The sequence below is a fragment of the Stenotrophomonas hibiscicola ATCC 19867 genome, assembly GCF_000382065.1.
In the GTDB taxonomy this organism is placed as follows: Bacteria; Pseudomonadota; Gammaproteobacteria; order Xanthomonadales; family Xanthomonadaceae; genus Stenotrophomonas; species Stenotrophomonas hibiscicola.
Genome location: NZ_KB907504.1, coordinates 13422 through 33830 on the forward strand (window position 1 = coordinate 13422; position 20409 = coordinate 33830).

Here is a 20409-nt window from a genome sequence, read left to right on the forward strand (position 1 = left end):
AGCGGCGCCCATGACTGATGCACGTACCCGCCAGGCTGATGCCCTGGTTGAAGGCCTGCAACGCGAAGCCGGCGGCAAGCTGACCGTGTTCCTCGGCGCGGCGCCAGGCGTAGGCAAGACCTACACCATGCTGACCCGCGCGCAGGAACAGCTGCGCCGCGGCGTGGACCTGGTGGTGGGGCTGGTGGAAACCCATGGCCGCGCCGACACCCAGGCCCTGCTGGAGGGCCTGCCGCAGCTGCCGCTGAAGGAAGTGGCCTACCACGGCCACACCCTGCAGGAGATGGACCTGGATGCCGTGCTGGCACGGCATCCAGCGCTGGTGCTGGTGGATGAACTGGCCCATCGCAACGCGCCGGGCAGCCGCCATGAGCGGCGCTGGCAGGATGTGATGGAGCTGCTGGACGCCGGCATCGACGTCTGGACCACGGTCAACATCCAGCATCTGGAAAGCCTCAACGATGTGGTGATGCGCATCACCGGCGTGCGCGTCAGCGAGACCGTGCCGGATGGCGTGCTCGACCGCCTGCACGACATCGTGCTGGTCGATCTGCCGCCGCGCGAACTGATCGCTCGCCTGCAGCAGGGCAAGGTCTATGTGCCCGAACAGGCCGCGCAGGCACTGCAGGCATTCTTCTCGCCGGCCAACCTGACCGCGCTGCGCGAACTGGCCATGCAGGAAGCTGCCGACCGCGTCGACAGCAGCCTGCGCGAAGCACGCGCCGCACGCGGCGAGAGCAACCTGCCGCTGCGTCGCGGCGTGCTGGTGGCCATTGATGGCGGCGGCCAGAGTGAATACCTGGTGCGCGTGGCGAGGCGCATCGCCGAGCGGCGCGACGCACCGTGGACGGTGGTGACCGTGCAAGGGCGACGCCAGGACGAGGCGACCCGGCGCGAGATCGATGCTGCCTTCGCGCTGGCACGGCGCCTGGGCGGCGACGCCGAACTGCTGCACGGATCGAGCATCGCCGATGCCCTGCTCGACCATGCCGCGCACAATGGCGTATCGACCCTGGTGCTGGGCCGGACCCGCGAACGGCCGCTGGCGCGGATGTTCAACCGCACCCTGACCCAGCAGCTGATCCAGCGCGGCGCGCACTACGAGATCACCATCATCAGCACCCCGCAGGCACGTGCGCGCTCGCGCCGCGAGGGCCTGCTGCCGCCGATGCGCGGCATCAGCCATGAACCGGTGCAGGCACTGGTCGCCACCGCACTGGCCTGTGCGGTGGCGTGGCTGGCCGAACACTGGGTGGGCATGGCCGACCTGTCGATGGTGTTCATCGTGGCGGTGGTGCTGGTGGCCGCACGCACACGCGCCAGCGTGGCGGTGATGGCGGCGATCCTGTGCTTCCTCGCCTACAACTTCCTGTTCATCGCGCCCCGCTTCACCTTCGCCATCGGTGCACGCCAGGGTGTGATCACCGTGTTCCTGTTCCTGGCCGCGGCACTGGTGGCCGGGCGCCTGGCCTCGCGCCTGCGCATGCAGGTCATCGCGCTGCGTGCGGCCAACCGGCATGCGCGTGCGCGCCAGCAGCTGGGGCGGCAGCTGGCCAGTGCGGCCGGCAATGGCGAGGTGGCACAGGCGGGTCGGCACGCACTGGAACAGGCCATGGACGTACCTGCGTGGCTGCGGATCGGCGCCGATACCGCAACCGGTGGCCGTTCGCAGCCGGGCGATACCGATCTGGCCGCCGCCGACTGGGCCCTGCGCCACGGCCAGCCCAGCGGCCGCTTCACCGACACCCTGGCCGGTGCGCAGTGGTGGTTCCTGCCCCTGCTGGATGGCGAAGACCGCGCCATCGGCGTGGCTGGCCTGTACCTGCCCGGCGCGCAGGCGCGCCTGCTGCCCGAACAACGGCAGCTGGCCGAGGCGATGGTGGATGACATCGCGCAGGCCGCATTGCGCACCCGCCTGGTGGCCGAACTGGAGCAGGCGCATGTCAGCAACGAAACCGAGCGGCTGCGCTCGGCCCTGCTCTCTTCGGTGTCGCACGACCTGCGCTCGCCGCTGGCGGCGATGATCGGTTCGGCCGACAGCCTGGCCAGCTATGGCGCGGCGATGGATACGGCCGATCGCCGTGCTCTGCTGGACACCATACTGATAGAAGGCGAACGGCTGGATCGCTACATCCAGAACCTGCTGGACATGACCCGCCTCGGCCACGAAGGGCTGAAAATCAACCGCGACTGGATCGGCGTGGACGAACTGATCGGCTCGGCGGCGCGGCGCCTGCAGCGCTACCAGCCGAAGGTGCGGCTGGAACTGGACATCCCGGCCGCGCTGGCGCCGATCTGGGTGCACCCGGCGCTGGTCGAGCAGGCGGTGTTCAACGTGATGGAGAACGCGGCCAAGTTCTCGCCGCCCGATGCCGCCGTGCAGGTGCAGGCGCGCGAACTGGACGGCCAGCTGCGCATCGACGTGATCGATGCCGGCCCCGGCATTCCCGACGACGAACGCGCGCGCATCTTCGACATGTTCTACAGCGTCGAGCGCGGCGACCGCGGCCGCCACGGCACCGGCCTGGGCCTGACCATCTGCCAGGGCATGATCGGTGCGCATGGCGGCAGCGTGCAGGCGCTGCCCGGACGCGACGGTCGCGGTACCCTGATCCGCATCACCCTGCCCCTGCTCAAGCCAGCCTCCCACGATGAGCCCGACCCCGATTGAAGCCAGCGCGCCGGCCGCGCGCGTGCTGGTGATCGATGATGAAACCCAGATCCGCCGGTTCCTGGACATCAGCCTGCGCGCGCAGGGCTACCAGGTGCGGCAGGCTGCCACAGGCCAGGAAGGCCTGCAGCTGGCCGCCAGCGAGGACATGGACCTGGTGATCCTGGACATCGGCCTGCCGGACATGGAAGGCCATGAGGTGCTGGAGCAACTGCGGCAGTGGAGCCAGGTGCCGGTGATCATGCTGACCGTGCGCGCCGGCGAAGCCGAGAAGGTACGCGCGCTGGATACCGGCGCCAACGACTACGTGACCAAGCCGTTCGGTACGCAGGAGCTGATGGCGCGGGTGCGGGCGCTGCTGCGCACGCGCAGCGTGCCGAGTGATGGCACGCCACCGATTTTTGACGATGGCCACCTGCACGTGGATCTGGTGCGCCGCGAAGTGGCCCTGGAGGGTGAACCGGTGGCGCTGACCCGCAAGGAATACGCGCTGCTGTCACTGCTGCTGCGCAACGCGGGCCGGGTGGTGACCCAGCCGCAGATCCTGCAGGAGATCTGGGGGCCGACCCACCAGCACGACACCCACTACCTGCGCATCCTGGTCGGCAAATTGCGGCACAAGCTGGGTGATTCAGCGCTGGATTCGCGCTACCTGTTCACCGAGCCGGGCGTGGGATTGCGGTTCAAGGGGTGAGGGTGTGCCGACCAACGGTCGGCACCTACCAAAGCAAATGCGGAAGAGCATCCACGCATGGCGTGGATCTCTGCTGTGTCGACCAAGGTCGACACCTACCAAGAGCAGTTCATGCGGTTCGGACAGATCGCGGGAATCTGTCGAAGGCGGGGTGGGCCCGGTTGCGGGGGCGTGAGCCGCATGGATGCGGCGACCGAGCTTACATGGACGTACTTGCAGCGTCCCCCGTAACCGGACCCACCCCGCATCCTACGGATAGCCGGCCTTTGACGTTGACGTTGATTCGGCGGGTGCCGGGCGCCGCCCGGCCCCACCTCAGAACCCCAGCGGGGTGTCGCCCAGCACCGGCTGCAGCTGGCTGCGGAACAGCGCCTGGATGCGTTCCAGTGCGGCCTCGTCGTTGCCCTCGAAGCGCAGCACCAGCACCGGCGTGGTGTTGGAGGCCCGCACCAGGCCCCAGCCATCGGGGAAGTCCACGCGCAGGCCGTCGATGGTCGACAGTCGGCCGCCGACATACGGGTTGTCCGGCGACTGCGCCGCCGCCACCAGCATTGCCACCAGCGCATGCGGCGTGCCGTCGGCCACCGGCACCTTCAGTTCCGGCGTGGCCACCATCTCCGGCAGCTCGGCCAGTACCTCGTCCGGGGTCTCCTCGCGCTGGGCCAGGATCTCCAGCAGGCGCGCCGCCGCATACAGGCCATCGTCGAAACCGAACCAGCGCTCCTTGAAGAAGAAGTGGCCGCTCATCTCGCCAGCCAGTTCGGCATCGGTCTCGCGCATCTTCGCCTTCATCAGCGAATGCCCGGTCTTCCACATCAGCGGGCTGCCACCATTGCGCAGCACGTGGTCGGACAGCTTGCCGGTGCACTTCACGTCGTAGATCACCATCGCGCCGGGGTTGCGCATCAGCACGTCGGCGGCGAACAGCATCAGCAGGCGGTCGGCATAGATGATTTTGCCGTCAGCACTGACCACGCCCAACCGGTCGCCATCGCCATCGAAGGCGACGCCGAGGTCGGCCCCGAAGCGCTTGACCGTCTGCACCAGGTCTTCCAGGTTGGCCGGTTCGCTCGGGTCGGGATGATGGTTGGGGAAGGTACCGTCGACATCGCAGTAAAGCGGAATGACTTCAGCACCGATGGCTTCCAGCAGTTGCGGTGCCAGTGCGCCGGCCACGCCGTTGCCGGCATCGGCCACGACCTTCAGCGGACGGTCCAGCTGCACGTCGTCGGCGATGCGCTGGATGTAGTCGGCACTGACATCGCGCTGCTGGTAATCGCCCGGCTCCGCAGCCTGTACCAGGCGGCCCTCGACGATGCGCGCGTAGAGATCGGTGATGGCATCGCCGGACAGCGTCTCGCCGCCGATGACAACCTTGAAACCGTTGTACTCGGGCGGGTTATGACTGCCGGTCACCGCCACGCAGGTGCCGGTACGCAGGTGGAAGGCGGCGTAGTACACCACCGGAGTCGGCGCCAGGCCGATGTCGATCACCGCACAACCGGCGCGGCGCAGGCCCTCGGCCAATCCTGCGGCCAGTTCCGGGCCGGACAGGCGGCCATCGCGACCGATCACCACCTCGCGCAGGCCCTGCTCCAGTGCCACGGTACCGATGGCCTGGCCGATCAGCGCGGCGGTCTTCGGCGTCAGTTGGCTGCCCACCACGCCGCGGATGTCGTAGGCGCGGAAGATACCGGCCGCCAGTTCCTCGGCCGGAACCGGCGGCGGGGGCGGCGGTGCACTTTCAGTGGTGCTGGCCCCGGCCACCGGCGGCGGCGCCATCTGCAGGCTCTCGCTCAGGGTCGGGCCATGATCCGCTTCCGCCACGGCCGCACGCCGCGGCAGCGGCAGCGTCTTCGGCAGGCGGCCGCGACCCACCACCAGCAGTACGGCGATGAACGCCAGCAGCAGCGCAACGATGGCGCTGGCCAGCGAACCCAGGCCCAGCGGACCGGGTTCGATATTGGGTACCGCGGCCACCAGCCGCAACGGGGTACCCGGGATCGGCCGCGCCAGGACTTCGGCACTTTCGGCCAGGCTGGCATCGCCCAGGGCGACGAGGTCATGCGCGCCTTGGCGCAGGCCAAGGAAACCGGCCGATGGCGCACTCACCTGGTCCAGCGGCGAGGTCAGGCGCAGCAATGGCTGGCGCACGTAGAGCACTGCCGGGCCCAGGCTGCCCAGCGGCACCGGTGCCGCCAGGCCAAGACGATTGCCACCCCCATCGCGGACCACGCGCAGGCTGGGGCCGGCCTCGGCAAGCGCTCCTTCCAGCAACGCCAGGCGGGCATAGCCGAACGTGGCCGGGTCGGCGTAGGCATTGGCCAGATCGGCGGTCAGCACTTCAGCATGCTCGACGCCGGTCCAGCTCTCGCGGACCGCGAGTGCCGCCGCAGCGGCATCGCCGGCCTGCAGCGCCTGCTGCACGCGCTCGTTCTTCAGCTGCTGCTGCAGCTGCTTCAGCTGGCCGGCGGCGGCCTCCTGCAGGCCCTGCACAGCCTGGTCGCGCGCAGCTTCCAGCGCCTGGCCGTTGGCCTCCTGGCGCCATTGCTGCACCGCGCTCCATCCGAACCAGCCGGCCAGCAGGACCAGCAGCACCCCCAGTAGTGGTGCACTGCGTCCCAACGACCGTCCCCGCTGTCCTTCCCCGATGCCGCTCATCGATGTCCCCTGTCAACGCACCCCGGTATGGCCGAATCCACCCGTTCCGCGCACGCTGTCGGTGAAAGTATCCACCACCTGCAGGCTGACGCGGGCAATCGGCACCACCACCAGCTGCGCGATGCGATCACCCGGCTCGATGGTGAATGCCTCGCGGCCGCGGTTCCAGACGCTGATCAGCAGCGGTCCCTGGTAGTCGGCGTCGATCAGGCCGGTGCCATTGCCGAGCACGATGCCGTGGCGGTGGCCGAGCCCCGAACGCGGCAGGATCACCGCGCACAGGTGCGGGTCGGCGATGTGGATGGCCAGGCCACTGGGCACCAGCGCGGTGTCGCCCGGCTGCAGGGTCAGCGCGGTATCCAGCGCCGCGCGCAGGTCCATGCCGGCGCTGGCTTCGGTGGCGTAGGCCGGCAGCGGCCAGCTGTCGCCAAAGCGCGGATCGAGCAGCTTGACCTGCAGGGGTTGGGAAGTGAAAGCCTGGGTCATGCCTGGAGTCTCCGCGCGATCAGCGCCAGCAGTTGTTCGGCCAGCTCGCGCTTGGAGGTGGCCGGGAATACCTGTTCACCGTCCTGCCAGAAGGCAGTGGCGGCATTGTTGTCGCTCTCGAAACCACCGCCGCTGATGCCGACCTGGTTGGCGATCACCAGGTCAAGGCGCTTGTCGACCAGCTTGCCACGCGCATACTTCTCCACGTCGTGGGTTTCGGCGGCAAAGCCGACCACCAGCTTCAGCGACTGCGTCTGCGCGGCAACTTCGGCCAGGATGTCCGGCGTGCGCACCAGCTCGATCACCAGCGACTGGCTCTCGGCGGTCTTCTTCAGCTTCTGCGGTGCAACCTGGCGCGGCGTGTAGTCGGACACCGCAGCGGCGCCGATATAGATGTCGGCTGGCAACGACTTCAGCACGGCATCACGCATCTGCGCGGCCGAGCGCACGTCCACACGCTGCACGCCGGGAGGCGTCGGCAGCTGCACCGGGCCGCTGACCAGCACCACCTGGGCGCCCATCGTCGCGGCGGCCGCAGCCAGGGCAAAGCCCATCTTGCCGCTGCTGCGGTTGCCGACGTAGCGCACCGGATCGATGTCTTCATAGGTCGGGCCAGCGCTGATCAGCAGGCGCAGGCCCTGCAGCGCGTGGGTTTCCGGTGCGGCAACCTCCGCTGCAGCACTGCCATTGGCCGCCAGCGCGGCGACGATGTCGCCGGGCTCGGCCAGACGACCCGGACCGGATTCGCCTTCCGCCAGCGGACCGTCGACCGGGCCGATCACCTGCGCGCCGCGCTGGCGCAGCAGGGCGATGTTGGCCTGGGTGGCCGGATGCAGCCACATGCGGTGGTTCATCGCCGGGCAGATCGTCAGCGGCGCGGTGCTGGCCAGGCACAGGGTGCTGACCAGGTCATCGGCGTGGCCCTGGGCCAGCCGCGCGAGCAGATCGGCGGTACCTGGGGCGACCACGATGCGATCGGCCCAGCGCGCCAGTTCGATATGGCCCATGGCCTGTTCGGCGGCGCTGTCCCACAGCGTGGTGCGGGTCGGCTGCCCGGACAGCGCCTGGAAGCTGAGCGGAGTGACGAACTGCTGGGCACCGGCAGTCATCGCCACCTGCACCTGGGCACCAGCGTCGCGCAGGCGCCGCACCAGTTCCAGGGCCTTGTAGGCCGCGATCCCGCCTCCGACGCACAACAGCAGTTTCTGACCTTCCAGCGCGCGGGCCGGCGCGGGAGAAGCGTTGGGGGAGTCAGCCACCTGGAATTCCTGTGCAAACGAGGGCGCTAGCTTACCCGAAGGTCGGTAATGTCCCGGTGCCCGGTGCACATAGCGGGCGGCTATCAGCAGATGGAGCCCGCCTGCATTGACCCGGCATTCACCCGGTATCGGTTTCGGACCTTTCCTATACCTCCAGGGGCCTGCGCTTTTGCAGAATCAGGCATTGGCTGCCGCCCGCCGTGGCCTGTTCGATCTTCGAGGAACCGCGTGCGTCCACGCATCATCATTGCCGACGACCATCCCGTGGTCCTGCATGGCATCGCCATCGTGCTGCAGACCTACCTGATGGACATCGTCGGCAGTGCGCGTGACGGCGCCCAGCTGCTGGACCTGGTGGACCGCCACGACTGCGATGCAGTCCTGACCGACCTGTCGATGCCGGGTGCCGGCCCGGACGGTCCGGAGCTGATCGACGCGCTGCGCATGCGTCGCCCTGGCCTGCCGGTGGTGGTGCTCACCGGCGCCCGCCATCCCGGCCTGCTGGACGGCCTGCTGCGGGAGGGCATCAGTGGCCTGGTCGACAAGTGCGCCGATTTTGCCGAGCTGCCCCAGGCGCTGAACGCCGCACTGGCCGGGCACGTATTCGTCTCCCAGCAGCTGCGCCATCACCTGCAGGCCCGCGACCTGCTGTTCCCGCGCGAACCGGCACCGCTGTCGGCACGCGAGAAGGAAGTGCTGGATCTGCTGGCGACCGGCCTCAACGTGAACGAAGTCGCCAAGCGTTGTGGGCGCAGCCCGAAGACCATCAGCCGGCAGAAGGCCGAAGCCAAGCGCAAGCTGGGGCTGCAGAACAACCAGGAACTGTTCGACTACCTGCAGACCCGGCGCGACTGAGGTATCGACCGACCCGGGACCGCGGCAAGCCCCGATGGGAGACGCCGCCGAAGCTGGCGATGATGCAGGCATGCCCATCCACGACTGGCCCGAACAGGAACGCCCCCGCGAGAAGCTGATCGCGCGCGGGCCCACGGCACTTTCCGACGCCGAACTGCTGGCCCTGTTCCTCGGCTCCGGCTTCGGCGGCCGCGATGCCGTGCAGACCGCGCGCGACCTGCTGCAGGCGCATGGCCCCTTGCGGGTGCTGCTCGACCGTCCCGCGGGCGAACTGGCCCGCTTGCCCGGGCTGGGCCCGGCGCGCAGCTGTACGCTGGCTGCCGGGCTGGAACTGGCCCACCGCTACCTGGCGGCTGAGCTGGAGCACGGCGAAGCGGTGGGCAACAACCCGGCCGCGGTCGGCCGCTATCTGCAGCACCGCCTGCGAGGGCAGGCGCGGGAAATCTTCATGGCCCTGTTCCTGGACAACCGCCACCGCCTGATCGCCTGCGAAGAGCTGTTCCACGGCACCATCAACGCCGCGCCGGTCTACCCCCGCGAGGTGGTCCGGCGTGCCCTGCTGCACAACGCGGCGGCGGTGATCCTCAGCCACAACCACCCTTCGGGCGACCCTGAACCGTCCAGCGCCGATACCCGCATCACCGATGAACTGCAGCAGGCGCTGGCGATGGTGGACGTGCGCCTGCTGGACCACTTCGTGGTCGGCGAGGGCCGTCCCGTTTCATTTGCTGAACGGGGCCTGCTGTCCCCGCCCCAGCCTCGACTGTTCGGCTGAGCGCGCCCCCTTCAGGCGCCACCGGCCGCCCCCGCAGGCATGTTCTGGTCAGCGTGGGCGCGGGTACATGCGCTAAAATGGGCGATTCCGCCGCTCATTCTCACAGCAGGCCTCGTGAAAAATCTCCTCCGCGCCCTGATCAGCCAAGGCATCGAAGCCTTGCGCGCCAATGGCACCCTGCCCGCCGACTCCCTGCCGCCGGACTTCGTGGTCGAGCGCCCGAAGACCCGCGACCACGGCGACTTCGCCACCAACGCCGCGATGCTGCTGGCCAAGGCCGCGCGCAGCAATCCGCGCGCACTGGCGCAGGCGCTGGTCGAGGCGCTGCCGCGCAGCGAGGACGTCAGCAAGGTCGAGATCGCCGGCCCCGGCTTCATCAACTTCCACCTGGCCCCGGCCGCGTACCAGCGTGAAGCCGCGTCGGTCATCAAGGAAGCCCACGACTACGGCCGCAACCTGTCCGGCAATGGCCGCACGGTGGGCGTGGAGTACGTGTCGGCCAACCCGACCGGCCCGCTGCATGTCGGCCATGGCCGCGCGGCGGCGATCGGCGACTGCGTGGCGCGCGTGCTCGATGCCAACGGCTGGAACGCCAAGCGTGAGTTCTACTACAACGACGCCGGCGTGCAGATCGAGAACCTGGCGCTGTCCACCCAGGCGCGGATCAAGGGCATCGCGCCGGACCAGGACGGCTGGCCGGAAGGTGGCTACCGCGGCGAATACATCGTCGACGTCGCCCGCGCCTACATGGCCGGTGCCAGCGTTGATCTGGAAGGCAGCACCGTGGTGGGCGCCAAGGACCCGGACGACATGCAGGCAATCCGTCGCTTCGCCGTGGCTTACCTGCGCAACGAGCAGAACCTGGACCTGGCTGCTTTCGGCGTCGACTTCGACATCTATTTCCTGGAAAGCTCGCTGTACGCCGACGGCAAGGTGGCAGAAGCGGTGGCCAAGCTGCAGGCGTCGGGGCATACCTACGAGGAGGGCGGCGCGCTGTGGCTGCGCAGCACCGACTTCGGTGACGACAAGGACCGCGTGATGCGCAAGTCCGACGGCACCTTCACCTACTTCGTGCCGGACGTGGCCTACCACCTGTCCAAGTGGCAGCGCGGCTACGAGCGCGCGATCACCGAACTCGGTGCCGACCACCACGGCTCGCTGGCGCGTGTGCGCGCCGGCCTGCAGGCGATGGAAGTGGGCATTCCGCAGGGCTGGCCGGAGTACGTGCTGCACCAGATGGTCACCGTCATGCGTGGCGGCGAGGAAGTGAAGCTGTCCAAGCGTGCCGGCAGCTACTTCACCCTGCGTGACCTGATCGAGGAAGCCGGCCGCGATGCCACCCGCTGGTTCCTGATCGCGCGCAAGCCCGATTCGCAGCTGACCTTCGACATCGACCTGGCCCGCCAGCAGAGCAACGACAACCCGGTGTTCTACGTGCAGTACGCGCATGCCCGCGTCTGCAGCCTGCTGCGCCAGGCGCAGGAGAAGGGGCTGGTGTATGAACAGGCTGATGGCCTGGCCAACCTCGGCCGCCTGGCCGACGACGCTTCGCTGCTGCTGATGAACGAGATCTCGCGGTACCCGGAAGTGGTGGAGGCGGCCGGCGTGGCGCTGGAGCCGCATCTGGTGGCGCAGTACCTGCGTGAATTGGCGCACGCGTTCCACACGTGGTATCACGGGACGCCGGTACTGGTGGAAGATGCCGCCGATCGCAACGCCAAGCTGACCCTGGCCTGCGCTGCCCGCCAGGTGCTGGCCAACGGCCTCGACCTCCTGGGCGTCAGCGCCCCGGAAAAAATGTAAGCATCAGGAGACGCAGTACCCATGGCAGCACGACGCGGCAAAAACCAGGCACGACGCAACAGCAGCAGCCAGGGCACACCCGGATGGGTGTGGCTGGTCGCTGGCGTGGCGATTGCGGCCGTGGTGTTCCTGGCGGCGCCGAACCTGTTCAAGGGCGAAGGCGATGGCTTCCTTCGCGCCGGACCGCAGCCGAACCCGAACGCGCAACCGGCCCCGGTCGCTGACGCCGACAGCGATGTCGGCACCCAGCCGGCCGCACAGCCGGCTACGCCGAAGCCGGCCGAGCCGGAAAAGCCGGCCGCGACCCAGTACGACTTCTACACCCTGCTACCGGGCAAGGAAGTTGAAATGTCCGACGCCGAACTGGCCGCCAGCGCGCGTGCCGAAGACCAGCGCCGGGCCAGGGCCGAAGCGCAGCGCGCGCAGGCTGCACTGGAAGGCAAGCCGGTTCCGCCGCCCGCGGCGCCAGCACCCCCAGCCACGGCCAGCGTGGCCAGCACCGCCCCGGTGACCGCGACCAGCCGTCCGCTGCCGGCACCGCTGAGCGAACGCCCGGCGGCGGCAACGCCTGCAGCCGGCACCCCAACGGCGTCGACCAGCAGCGCCGCGGCCACGCCTGCAGCACGTGCGGAAGCCGCACCGGCAGCGACCGGTACTCCGGCAGCTGCTGCACCGGCTGCCGCCGACAACGCCCGCTACATCCTGCAGGCCGGTGCGTTCGGTGCCTCCGGCGATGCCGAGGCGACCAAGGCCAAGCTGGCGATGATGGGCCTGGCGGCACGCGTGGAATCGGCGCAGATCAACGGCAAGACCGTGTACCGCGTGCGTATGGGACCGTATGGGAGCGCCGGCGAACTGTCCGAGGCCAAGCAGAAGCTGGATGGCACCGGCCTGCAGGCGATGGCGATCAAGGCGCAGTAAGCCTGCCGCTGTGAACGAAAAAGCCGGGCATTGCCCGGCTTTTTCGTTTCTGTAGAGCCGAGCCATGCTCGGCTGAATCCAGACGAAGCCGAGCATAGGCTCGGCTCTACAGGACCCGCGAAGCAGGTCAGCCTTCGCGGGCGACCTGGAAACCGGCGAAGGACTGGCTGACCGGCATCAGCTCCAGGCGATTGATGTTCAGGTGCGGCGGCAGGCTGGCCACCCAGAAGATCTGTTCGGCGATGTCTTCAGCGGTCATCGGGTTGGCGCCGGTATAGAGCTTGTCCGATGCCGCCTGGTCGCCATGGGTACGCACCACGGTGAACTCGGTTTCAGCCATACCCGGCTCGATCGTGGTCACGCGCACGCCGGTGCCGTGCAGGTCCGAACGCAGGCCCAGCGAGAACTGGCTGACGAAGGCCTTGGTGCCACCGTAGGCGTTGCCACCCGGGTACGGGTAGACGCCGGCCACCGACGAGATGTTGATGATCGCGCCCTTGCGCTCCACCAGCTGCGGCAGCAGGCGATGGGTCAAGGTCACCAGCGCGGTGATGTTGGTGTCGATCATCGTGGTCCAGTCCGACAGCTTGGCGCTCTGTGCCGGCGCGGTGCCCTGTGCCAGGCCCGCGTTGTTGACCAGCAGATCGATCTGGCCGAACGCAGGCGGCAGTGCCAGCAGGGCCGCCTCCATCGCCACCGGATCGCGGATGTCGAAGGCGGCGGCGTGAACCACGTCCCTGCCGTAGCGCTCGACCAGCGGCTGCAGGCGTTCGCTGCGGCGGCCGGTGGCGATCACCTTCCACCCGGCCTGGGCGAAGCGGTGGACGGCGGCGGCGCCGAAGCCGGACGTGGCGCCGGTAATCAGGACAGTGCGGGTCATCAGGCAACTCCAGGGGGAAAAACCGGACGCCCATTCTGGCACCGTCGGCCCGCCCCTGCGTTGCCGATGCCGGCTGACCACGCCCGGGGCGTGCGCGGCTCAGCGCACGCGGAATACCCGGGCCTTGGGCAGGTCTTCGTCGACCTGCAGGAACCAGCGCCCGGCAATTCCTGGAACAACGGCGATCTGCGGCGACTGCAGCACCTTGCGCAGCTTCATCTGCCCCTTCATCACCTGCCATTGCTGGCCGTTATCAAGGGTGAACAGCGTGCCGGGCTGCCAGCCTGCGACCTCTCCGACCAGGCGTGCATTGACCGGTCCTTCTTCCAGGCCCAGATGCATTGCTGCCGGTGCCGGCACATTGGCAGGCAGCGGCGCAGCGGCGGGGGCCACCGCTGCCGTCGGCCCGGTGGCCGCGCGCTCTGCCTCGCGCAGTACCCGGTTCAGTGCCTGCAACTGCGCTGGACTGAGCCCGACCTCGGCCAGTTGGGATGCACTGAGGCGCCGCTCGACGGGTACGAAGCGGTCCTGGGCGAAGGCAGCGAAGCTGCTGGCGAGCAGCAGTGCGGAAAACAGATACCGGCGCATGCAAGGGTCTCAGCGAACGAGTGCCCACGATGCTGCAGTTCGGTGACACTCCGGTGACACGCCAGGGGCCGCTACAATTGGACCATGATCAACAATGATGTCCTGCGCAGCGTGCGCTACTCCCTGGACCTGGGCGACCACCACGTGGTGGCCCTGTGCCAGATGGCCGACCCGGCCTTCGCCGTGGAGACCGAGCAGGTGAAGGCCTGGTTGCGCCGCGAGGACGAAGCCGGTTTCGAGGCGATGAGCGACAGCGCGCTGGCGCACTTCCTCGATGGCCTGATCGTGCACCTGCGCGGTCGCGACGAGAACCAGCCGCAGCGCGCGGTGGAGACCCGCATCGACAACAACCTGGTGCTGAAGAAGCTGCGCGTGGCGTTCCAGCTGCGCGACGTCGATCTGATGGAGATCTTCGCCAGCGCCGGTTTCAATGTCTCCAAGTCGGAAGTGGGCGCACTGTTCCGCCAACCCGGGCACGCCAACTACCGGCGTTGCCTGGACCAGATGCTGCGCAACTTCCTCAAGGGCCTGAGCCTGCGCCTGCGCGGCTGAGCACGGCCTCGACGAACGCCCGCGCCGCCGGTGTCGGCAGCCGCTGCCAGACCAGGTGCACGCGGCGGGTCGGGGTCGGCTGCAGCGGAATCCGCACCACGCCTTCAAAGCCTTCGGCGATCAACGCCGGCACGATGCCGACCGCCAGCCCATGGCGGACGAAGCGCTCGACCAGTTCCATCAGGTTGACCTCGAAGCGGACCGTGTGCGGCAGGCCGGCGGCGGCGAAGGCATCGTCGGTCTGCCGCCGCGCACCGGTGCCGCGCGGGAAGTCGACCAGCGCTTCATCCTGCAGTTCGGTCAAGGGCATCCGCTTGCGCCGGGCCAAGCGGTGCGACGGCGCCAGCACCGCCACCAGGTCTTCTTCCTGCAGCATCTGGTGGCAGACCCCGTCCAGGCCGGCCGAGGGCGCCAACCCCACCAGTGCCAGGTCCAATTCACGCGATTGCACCTGCGCGATCAGATCCTCGCTCTTGTCCACCCGCAGCTGGAACTCCACCTGCGGGTGCGCCTGCTGGAAGGCTGCCAGCATCGCCACCACGTCGATGCCGGTCAGCGAGGAAATCTGCCCGATCGCCAGCAGGCCACGCACCTCGCCACTCACCGCGGCCACGTCGGCGCGCAGGTGGCGCAGGCTGGCCAGCACTTGGCGTGCGTGCACCAGCAGCGCCTCACCGGCCGCCGTCACCCGTACCTGGCGCGGCAGGCGTTCAAACAGCGGCGTGCCCAGTTCCTGCTCCAGGTAGGCAATCTGGTGGCTCAACGCGGACTGCACCACGTGGCAGCGTTCGGCGGCACGGGTGAAATTGCCCTCTTCGGCCAGGGCGACGGCAAATTCGAGCTGCTTTAGATTCATCCAGCTATCTCGTTTCCAGATGGCATGGATGATGATGATTCATTTCCATCATGGTCGCAGCAGGCGGACACTGTGCACCCCGCTTTGTGGAATACCGCGTGAGTCCGTCCCTCCCCCCCCTGCACCGCTGGCAGGTGCTGCTGATGTCGGTCGCCACCGGCGTGGCCGTGGCCAGCAACTACTATGCGCAGCCACTGCTGCATACCATTGCCGATGCCTTCGATGTGCCGTTCGGCCAGGTCGGCATGGTGGTCACCGCCGCGCAGCTGAGCTATGCGGCCGGACTGATCCTGCTGGTGCCGCTGGGAGACCTGTTCGAACGCCGGCGCCTGATCGTGGTGATGAGCCTGTTGTCCGCCGGCGGGCTGGTGATCAGTGCCTGTGCGCCGTCGCTGGCCTGGCTGCTGGCGGGCACCGCGATCACCGGCCTGTTCTCCGTGGTCGCCCAGGTGCTGGTGCCGTTCGCGGCCACGCTGGCCGCGCCGGAACATCGCGGTCGCGTGGTCGGCACGTTGATGAGCGGCCTGCTGCTGGGCATCCTGCTGGCGCGCACCGTGGCCGGCCTGCTTTCCAGCCTGGGCGACTGGCGCCTGGTGTACGCGATCGCCGCTGCCACCCTGGTGCTGACCGCACTGGCATTGCAGCGCGGCCTGCCGCGCTTCCACCACAGCGCCGGCCTTGGCTACTTCGCATTGCTGCGCTCGATCGGCGTGCTGTTCGTGCAGGAACCGGTGCTGCGCCAGCGCACGCTGCTGGGCGCCTGCAGCTTCGCCATGTTCGCGATCTTCTGGACGCCACTGGCGTTCCTGCTGGCACAGCCGCCGTATGCCTACAGCGACGCCACCATCGGCCTGTTCGGGCTGGTCGGCGCGGCCGGCACGCTGGCGGCCGGCCTGGCCGGCCGCATGTCCGACCGTGGCCAGACCGGGCGTGCTACCGCCATCGCGCTGGCGCTGCTGCTGCTCTCGTGGCTGCCACTGGGGCTGTCGGCCCACTCGTTGCTGGCGCTGCTGGTCGGCGTGGTGGTGCTGGACCTGGCCGCGCAGCTGCTGCACGTCAGTAACCAGAACCTGATCTATGCACTGCAACCGGCAGCGCGCAACCGCCTCAATGCCGGCTACATGACCGGCTACTTCATCGGCGGTTCGCTGGGTTCGCTGCTGTCGGCGCAGGTCTACCAGCGCTTCGGCTGGACCGGCGTCTGCGTAGCCGGTGCTGCGGTGGCGGTGCTGGCCCTGCTGCTGTGGCTGCCCGGCGCGCTGCATGCGCGCCAGGCCTCGGTGGCCGACTAGAAACTGCCCTGCAGCGCCAGCTCCCATCGTCCACCGGCATTGCCCGGGAACAGGCGCTTGGCCGCACTGTCGGTGTCATGCACGGTGGCACGCAGCTCCCATGCCTGGGCCAGCGTGGCGATGGCACTGAGCTGGCCATGCAGGTAATCCGGACCCTGCGCGGTGGCCAGCCAATACTGGCCCACCGCCGCCTCCAGGCGGAACCGCTCGTGCAGCGGTACCCGCACGCCCAACTGGGCATAGGTGCCGCGATGGCCACCGGCCAACGCATCGTTGGAACGGGCGACCTGCAACCAGGCGCGCTGCTTCCAGCTCACTGTGGTGTTGAGTTCGGTCCAGTCCAGCGCGCGGCCGGTGCCCGGGTACATGTAGCGGGTCAGGTTGGCATCCAGTGTCCAGTCCGGGGCCAGCGCACCGGACCAGCCGGCCACCAAGTCGAACTCGCTGCGCGCGCCATTGTCCGGCTTGAACGAAACGTTGGAGCCCCACACGCTGGTGTACCAACCCGATGGGATCGAAACCTTCGCACCCGCCTGCACCGCCGGGTCGCCGTCGCTCTGCGAGCTGCCACGCCACACGTAGTCACTGGTCAACGCCGCACTGCCACTGACCTGTAACTGTGCCTGCGCGCTGCCGATCCCGAGCAGCCCTGCCAGGGCGGCCACCACCGCCGCCATCATCCCCTTGCTGTTCACTGCACTGTGTTCCTCGTCGAAGGCGGTTATGCCGCCGGGAACGCAGTGTCGAGGCGGTGGCCGTAACGGATCGAGGGTGCTGCCGGGGCCGTGGCGCAAATTCGGCGTAAATCCCGTGAACCGGGGCCACATGCCGGCAGCGCGGTATCATGGTGCCCTGTTTCCAGAGAACCAACCGCGTGGACGCCATCCTGACGCCGGTATCGATCGGCGAGCTGATCGACAAGATCACCATTCTCGAGATCAAGGCCGAACGCATCGACGATGCGGCCAAGCTGAGCAACGTGCGCACCGAGCTGGACGGCCTGCTGCCGTTGCTGCAGCAGCAACTGCAGGCTCAGCCGGCGCTGGCCGTGCTGAAGCAGCAGTTGAAGGCAATCAACGAGCGCATGTGGGACATCCAGGACCAGCTGCGCGACAAGGAAGCGGCCCAGGTGTTCGACGATGCCTTCATCCAGCTGGCACGCGGTGTCTATGGCACCAATGGCGAGCGCGTGCAGGTGAAGAACGAGATCAACCGCGTGGCCGGTTCGGCCCTGGTGGAAGAGAAGCAGTACCAGGGCGAGTAAGCCCGCTCATCCGCATTCGAGCAGGTGCCGGATGCGGAACAGCTCACCATCGCTGTGGATGCCCAGCTTCTCGTAGGCCGTCCGCTTCTGCGTGCTGACCGTACTGGCCGTTCGCCCGAAGCGCCGCGCCACCTCCCCGGTGGTGCAGCCCTGCAGGACCAGCCGGAGCACCTCGCGCTCACGTCGGCTCAAGGGCGTCAGCACCGGCGCCGGTGTGCGCCGCATGCGTGATCGGTTCAACTGCGTGCGCAGCTCCGGGGGCACGAAGCGGCCGCCACGGGCCAGTACCTCCACCGCGCGCCGCAGCATCTCCGGCGTGGTTCCCTTTGACAGGAAGCCGCGCGCGCCGGCCTGCATCGCCATGCTCACCATGCTGGCATTGCAGTGCGCAGACAGCACCAGCACCGGCAGCAGCGGCCAGCGCCGCGACAACAGCCGCAACAGGGACAGGCCCTGTTCGGGACCATAGGGCGCCAGCAGGTCGATCAGCAGCAGGTCGATGCCATCCGGCTGGCGCTGCAGCAGATCGAGCAGATCAGCTTCGCGGGTGAAGCTGCCACAGACCTGCACGCCACCGTGCTGGCAAAGCACCACCTCCACCCCCAGACGCAGCACGGGATGCGGCGCCAGCATTGCCAGGCGGCGGGGCCGATCGAGGGGCAGAGCGGGAACGGCAGGCGGCATCACATGGATCCGACGATACGAAGTGCCCACCGTAGGGCCGCGCCGGGAGCAGCGGAATCCAATTTATTGCAACGCAGCAGCGGCCTCGGAACATGCTCAGCTGCGGTTTCGGGTCGTCACAACGCAACAGGCCCGGCATTCGCCGCGCCTGTCGAGGCATCTTCAGCGCGCAGGCGCGCCGAGGAAGCAATTACCAGCTGAAGCGCGGGCCGACGGTGTATTCCTTGTCGCCGTCGCGGTTCATCTTCAGCTCGCCGTTCAGGCCCCAGTTCTGGTTCAGTTTGACCTGGCCACCCAGGCGGCCGTACCACTGGCCTTCCGGATTGATGCCGTGCTTCTTCGAGAAATCTTCGTAGCCGACCATGCCGTAGACTTCGGCGTGGGCACCGAAGGCGGTGCGGATACCGGCTTCAGCGCTGTAGCCGTTGAAGTCCAGGCCGTGCTTCTGGTCGCGCTTCTGGTAGGCAACGCGAGCAACGAAGTCGGTGGTCGGGGCGATTTCAACGTTGTAGCCGGCGCCAATCTTCCACTGGTCCAGCTTGATGTTGGTGTGGGAGATTTCCTGGCGGCTGTAATCACCGAAAGCGTGGAAGTTCGGCAGGAAGCCGTACGAGCCCTTCACGCCCCAGCCGTCGGCCTTGAACGCATCGATGTCGGTCTTGGCGTAGTCGGCTTCGGCATAGTTGTACGACAGGTTCTCAGCAGCCGAGGCGGTGAACGGCAGGGCAGCGGCCAGGGCCAGAGCAATCAGCGAATTCTTCATGGGGGTACACCTTTACTTTCTTATGGTGTGCAGCAGCGCCAAGGCGCCATCGCATCGGGAATGTAAATTCTCCGTTATTCGCCACAACGCTCCCTGAAAACAGCGGTCTTCGCATTGCTGAATTTTCTGGCTTGATTCAGGCTGTTTCTGGCATACGCGCGCGGCGCGCGTGCATTTCATCGGCACAACGACTGCCGGTTGCAGGATGTCGATCCACGACGCCCTGGTTCGTCGGGTACTTGAAGGCCGTGCATGCGGCACGGTCCATCCGGAGGCAGGCAATGAGCTACATCGATGGTTTCGTCCTGGCGGTGCCCACCGCCAACAAGGAGAAGTTCCTCGCCCACGCACGCACAGGAGATCCCGTTTTCATCGAATACGGCGCGCTGCGCGTGGTCGAGTGCTGGGGCGATGACGTGCCGCACGGCAAGACCACCGACTTCTTCGGCGCGGTGAAAGCCACGCCGGATGAGACGGTGGTGTTTTCCTGGATCGAATGGCCGGACAAGCCGACCCGCGACGCCGGCATGAAGAAGATGATGGAAGACCCAAGGTTTGATCCGGCGACGAATCCGATGCCGTTCGACGGCGCGCGGATGATCTACGGCGGCTTCGTGCCGATCTACGAACTGACGCGCTGAACCGGGCGGACGTGCTCAGCGCGCGTCCGTTTCATCGCTGGCAGCGGCATGGCCGGCGCCCAATGCGGCGCCGGCGCCGAGGCCCACACCGCCCATCCCAGCGCCCATTCCGCCACCGCCACCTCCTCCACCCGCACGACCGCCCTTGGCGTCGCCGTCGTTGCGGCCCTTGCCGCCGACACTGGCGCCACCCGGCCGGGTCGGCCCCTGCGGCGGTATCTGCAGGTCGGTCGGAATCGGCGCCAGATCCAGCGCTTCGCGCACGAAGTCGCGCAGCGAGACCACCAGTTCATGGGTATGTACCGGCCGCCCCTGTGCCAGTTCATTGGCGGCACGCGCGGCCAGCCGCACCTGTTCGTCGGTGCCCAGCAGCAGGATGTCCGACAACGCCGCTTCCACGGCATCACGGATGCGGCGCGCGCGATCCGAGCGGGGCTCGGCAATGCCCTCTGCATCCTCGCGCTGGCGAAGGTCACGGCGATGGCTGGGGTCCACACCCAGTTCGCCGGTGAACGAACCGCCCAGGGTCTTGTAGGCCGCCATCAGCGTGCGCAGCCGTTCGTTGATCTGCCGGTTCGCGCGCTCGCGGCGCTGCTGCAGGGTCTGCATCACCAGCAGGCGGATGCCCACGCCCAGCAGGGTGATCAGGACCAGGCCGGCCAAGGTGGACAGCACGCCCTGCCAGGAACTGAAGTCAATACCGCGCATGCCCCGGGCTCCGGCAGGAAGAACCTGCATCTTGCTCCAGACCGCGTCCCTGAAAC

At 68.1% G+C, this 20409-nt stretch carries 20 protein-coding genes; 10 read left to right on the top strand and 10 right to left on the bottom strand.

Annotation, left to right across the window (positions count from 1 at the left end; genetic code table 11):
- The first annotated feature begins 10 nt into the window (after nt 1-10).
- Complete coding sequence (locus tag G370_RS0117715; protein WP_019661785.1) at nt 11-2671, top strand: sensor histidine kinase; 2661 nt, start codon at nt 11-13, stop codon at nt 2669-2671.
- On the top strand, nt 2652-3365 hold the full coding sequence (locus G370_RS0117720; protein ID WP_019661786.1) for a response regulator transcription factor: 714 nt from the start codon (nt 2652-2654) through the stop codon (nt 3363-3365). The genes G370_RS0117715 and G370_RS0117720 overlap by 20 nt, the downstream gene beginning before the upstream one ends.
- Before the next feature lie 315 nt (nt 3366-3680).
- Here G370_RS0117720 and G370_RS0117730 read toward each other — a convergent pair whose 3' ends face one another.
- Genes G370_RS0117730 through coaBC form a run of 3 tightly spaced genes read right to left on the bottom strand, consistent with a single transcriptional unit; the run spans nt 3681 to nt 7771 of the window.
- A complete protein-coding gene (locus G370_RS0117730) occupies nt 3681-6026 on the bottom strand; it encodes a phosphomannomutase/phosphoglucomutase (RefSeq protein ID WP_032955505.1) in 2346 nt (781 codons plus the stop codon).
- 12 nt (nt 6027-6038) lie between these two features.
- Nucleotides 6039-6512, bottom strand: a complete 474-nt coding sequence (dut, locus tag G370_RS0117735; RefSeq protein WP_005411999.1) for a dUTP diphosphatase — start codon at nt 6510-6512, stop codon at nt 6039-6041.
- Nucleotides 6509-7771, bottom strand: a complete 1263-nt coding sequence (gene coaBC, locus G370_RS0117740; protein WP_026347231.1) for a bifunctional phosphopantothenoylcysteine decarboxylase/phosphopantothenate--cysteine ligase CoaBC — start codon at nt 7769-7771, stop codon at nt 6509-6511. Before coaBC ends, dut begins: the two co-directional genes overlap by 4 nt.
- A gap of 228 nt (nt 7772-7999) precedes the next feature.
- Here coaBC and G370_RS0117745 point away from each other — a divergent pair, with 228 nt between their 5' ends.
- The 4 genes from G370_RS0117745 (at nt 8000) to G370_RS0117760 (ending at nt 12125) form a co-directional block, all read left to right on the top strand.
- On the top strand, nt 8000-8626 hold the full coding sequence (locus tag G370_RS0117745) for a response regulator (RefSeq protein ID WP_019661790.1): 627 nt from the start codon (nt 8000-8002) through the stop codon (nt 8624-8626).
- A 70-nt stretch (nt 8627-8696) separates the two neighbouring features.
- Nucleotides 8697-9401: a RadC family protein gene (gene radC, locus G370_RS0117750; RefSeq protein ID WP_026347232.1), complete on the top strand. Its 705-nt coding sequence runs from the start codon at nt 8697-8699 to the stop codon at nt 9399-9401.
- 114 nt (nt 9402-9515) lie between these two features.
- Nucleotides 9516-11204 (top strand): arginine--tRNA ligase, encoded by a 1689-nt coding sequence (gene argS / locus G370_RS0117755; RefSeq protein ID WP_019661792.1) that lies wholly within the window; start codon nt 9516-9518, stop codon nt 11202-11204.
- 21 nt (nt 11205-11225) lie between these two features.
- On the top strand, nt 11226-12125 hold the full coding sequence (locus G370_RS0117760) for an SPOR domain-containing protein (RefSeq protein ID WP_019661793.1): 900 nt from the start codon (nt 11226-11228) through the stop codon (nt 12123-12125).
- A 127-nt stretch (nt 12126-12252) separates the two neighbouring features.
- Here the strand turns inward: G370_RS0117760 and G370_RS0117765 are convergent, their stop codons facing one another.
- A complete protein-coding gene (locus G370_RS0117765; RefSeq protein ID WP_019661794.1) occupies nt 12253-13005 on the bottom strand; it encodes an SDR family NAD(P)-dependent oxidoreductase in 753 nt (250 codons plus the stop codon).
- A gap of 99 nt (nt 13006-13104) precedes the next feature.
- Nucleotides 13105-13593, bottom strand: coding sequence for a hypothetical protein (locus G370_RS0117770; RefSeq protein WP_019661795.1), 489 nt, complete (start codon nt 13591-13593; stop codon nt 13105-13107).
- 84 nt (nt 13594-13677) lie between these two features.
- On the opposite strand from G370_RS0117770, the gene G370_RS0117775 reads away from it, so the two are divergent.
- Nucleotides 13678-14145 carry a YehS family protein gene (locus G370_RS0117775; RefSeq protein ID WP_019661796.1) on the top strand — a complete coding sequence of 156 codons (468 nt, stop codon included), beginning with the start codon at nt 13678-13680 and terminating at the stop codon, nt 14143-14145.
- Here the strand turns inward: G370_RS0117775 and G370_RS0117780 are convergent.
- Nucleotides 14114-15001, bottom strand: coding sequence for a LysR substrate-binding domain-containing protein (locus tag G370_RS0117780; RefSeq protein ID WP_019661797.1), 888 nt, complete (start codon nt 14999-15001; stop codon nt 14114-14116). The two genes, G370_RS0117775 and G370_RS0117780, sit on opposite strands and share 32 nt — an antisense overlap.
- A gap of 143 nt (nt 15002-15144) precedes the next feature.
- Between G370_RS0117780 and G370_RS0117785 the strand changes: the two genes are divergently transcribed.
- A complete protein-coding gene (locus G370_RS0117785; RefSeq protein ID WP_425423349.1) occupies nt 15145-16293 on the top strand; it encodes an MFS transporter in 1149 nt (382 codons plus the stop codon).
- Here the strand turns inward: G370_RS0117785 and G370_RS0117790 are convergent.
- On the bottom strand, nt 16290-16988 hold the full coding sequence (locus tag G370_RS0117790) for a TorF family putative porin (protein ID WP_019661799.1): 699 nt from the start codon (nt 16986-16988) through the stop codon (nt 16290-16292). The genes G370_RS0117785 and G370_RS0117790 overlap by 4 nt on opposite strands.
- A gap of 179 nt (nt 16989-17167) precedes the next feature.
- Between G370_RS0117790 and G370_RS0117795 the strand changes: the two genes are divergently transcribed.
- Nucleotides 17168-17557: a DUF6165 family protein gene (locus G370_RS0117795; RefSeq protein WP_026347234.1), complete on the top strand. Its 390-nt coding sequence runs from the start codon at nt 17168-17170 to the stop codon at nt 17555-17557.
- Between the two features lie 6 nt (nt 17558-17563).
- Here G370_RS0117795 and G370_RS0117800 read toward each other — a convergent pair whose 3' ends face one another.
- On the bottom strand, nt 17564-18241 hold the full coding sequence (locus G370_RS0117800) for a response regulator transcription factor (RefSeq protein ID WP_019661801.1): 678 nt from the start codon (nt 18239-18241) through the stop codon (nt 17564-17566).
- A gap of 190 nt (nt 18242-18431) precedes the next feature.
- Nucleotides 18432-19004 (bottom strand): OmpO family porin, encoded by a 573-nt coding sequence (locus tag G370_RS0117805; RefSeq protein ID WP_019661802.1) that lies wholly within the window; start codon nt 19002-19004, stop codon nt 18432-18434.
- Between the two features lie 281 nt (nt 19005-19285).
- Between G370_RS0117805 and G370_RS0117810 the strand changes: the two genes are divergently transcribed.
- Nucleotides 19286-19645 (top strand): DUF1428 domain-containing protein, encoded by a 360-nt coding sequence (locus G370_RS0117810; RefSeq protein WP_005407745.1) that lies wholly within the window; start codon nt 19286-19288, stop codon nt 19643-19645.
- A 15-nt stretch (nt 19646-19660) separates the two neighbouring features.
- Here the strand turns inward: G370_RS0117810 and G370_RS0117815 are convergent, their stop codons facing one another.
- Nucleotides 19661-20353 (bottom strand): hypothetical protein, encoded by a 693-nt coding sequence (locus tag G370_RS0117815; RefSeq protein WP_019661803.1) that lies wholly within the window; start codon nt 20351-20353, stop codon nt 19661-19663.
- Nucleotides 20354-20409 lie beyond the last annotated feature (56 nt).

Coding starts and splice junctions, on each gene's coding strand:
- G370_RS0117805 (WP_019661802.1), bottom strand. CDS start 19,004: ATGAAGAATTCGCTGATTGCTCTGGCCCTGGCCGCTGCCCTGCCGTTC.
- G370_RS0117765 (WP_019661794.1), bottom strand. CDS start 13,005: ATGACCCGCACTGTCCTGATTACCGGCGCCACGTCCGGCTTCGGCGCC.
- G370_RS0117760 (WP_019661793.1), top strand. CDS start 11,226: ATGGCAGCACGACGCGGCAAAAACCAGGCACGACGCAACAGCAGCAGC.
- G370_RS0117780 (WP_019661797.1), bottom strand. CDS start 15,001: ATGAATCTAAAGCAGCTCGAATTTGCCGTCGCCCTGGCCGAAGAGGGC.
- G370_RS0117775 (WP_019661796.1), top strand. CDS start 13,678: ATGATCAACAATGATGTCCTGCGCAGCGTGCGCTACTCCCTGGACCTG.
- dut (WP_005411999.1), bottom strand. CDS start 6,512: ATGACCCAGGCTTTCACTTCCCAACCCCTGCAGGTCAAGCTGCTCGAT.
- G370_RS0117770 (WP_019661795.1), bottom strand. CDS start 13,593: ATGCGCCGGTATCTGTTTTCCGCACTGCTGCTCGCCAGCAGCTTCGCT.
- radC (WP_026347232.1), top strand. CDS start 8,697: ATGCCCATCCACGACTGGCCCGAACAGGAACGCCCCCGCGAGAAGCTG.
- G370_RS0117720 (WP_019661786.1), top strand. CDS start 2,652: ATGAGCCCGACCCCGATTGAAGCCAGCGCGCCGGCCGCGCGCGTGCTG.
- G370_RS0117810 (WP_005407745.1), top strand. CDS start 19,286: ATGAGCTACATCGATGGTTTCGTCCTGGCGGTGCCCACCGCCAACAAG.
- G370_RS0117800 (WP_019661801.1), bottom strand. CDS start 18,241: ATGCCGCCTGCCGTTCCCGCTCTGCCCCTCGATCGGCCCCGCCGCCTG.
- G370_RS0117715 (WP_019661785.1), top strand. CDS start 11: ATGACTGATGCACGTACCCGCCAGGCTGATGCCCTGGTTGAAGGCCTG.
- G370_RS0117785 (WP_425423349.1), top strand. CDS start 15,145: ATGTCGGTCGCCACCGGCGTGGCCGTGGCCAGCAACTACTATGCGCAG.
- G370_RS0117730 (WP_032955505.1), bottom strand. CDS start 6,026: ATGAGCGGCATCGGGGAAGGACAGCGGGGACGGTCGTTGGGACGCAGT.
- G370_RS0117815 (WP_019661803.1), bottom strand. CDS start 20,353: ATGCGCGGTATTGACTTCAGTTCCTGGCAGGGCGTGCTGTCCACCTTG.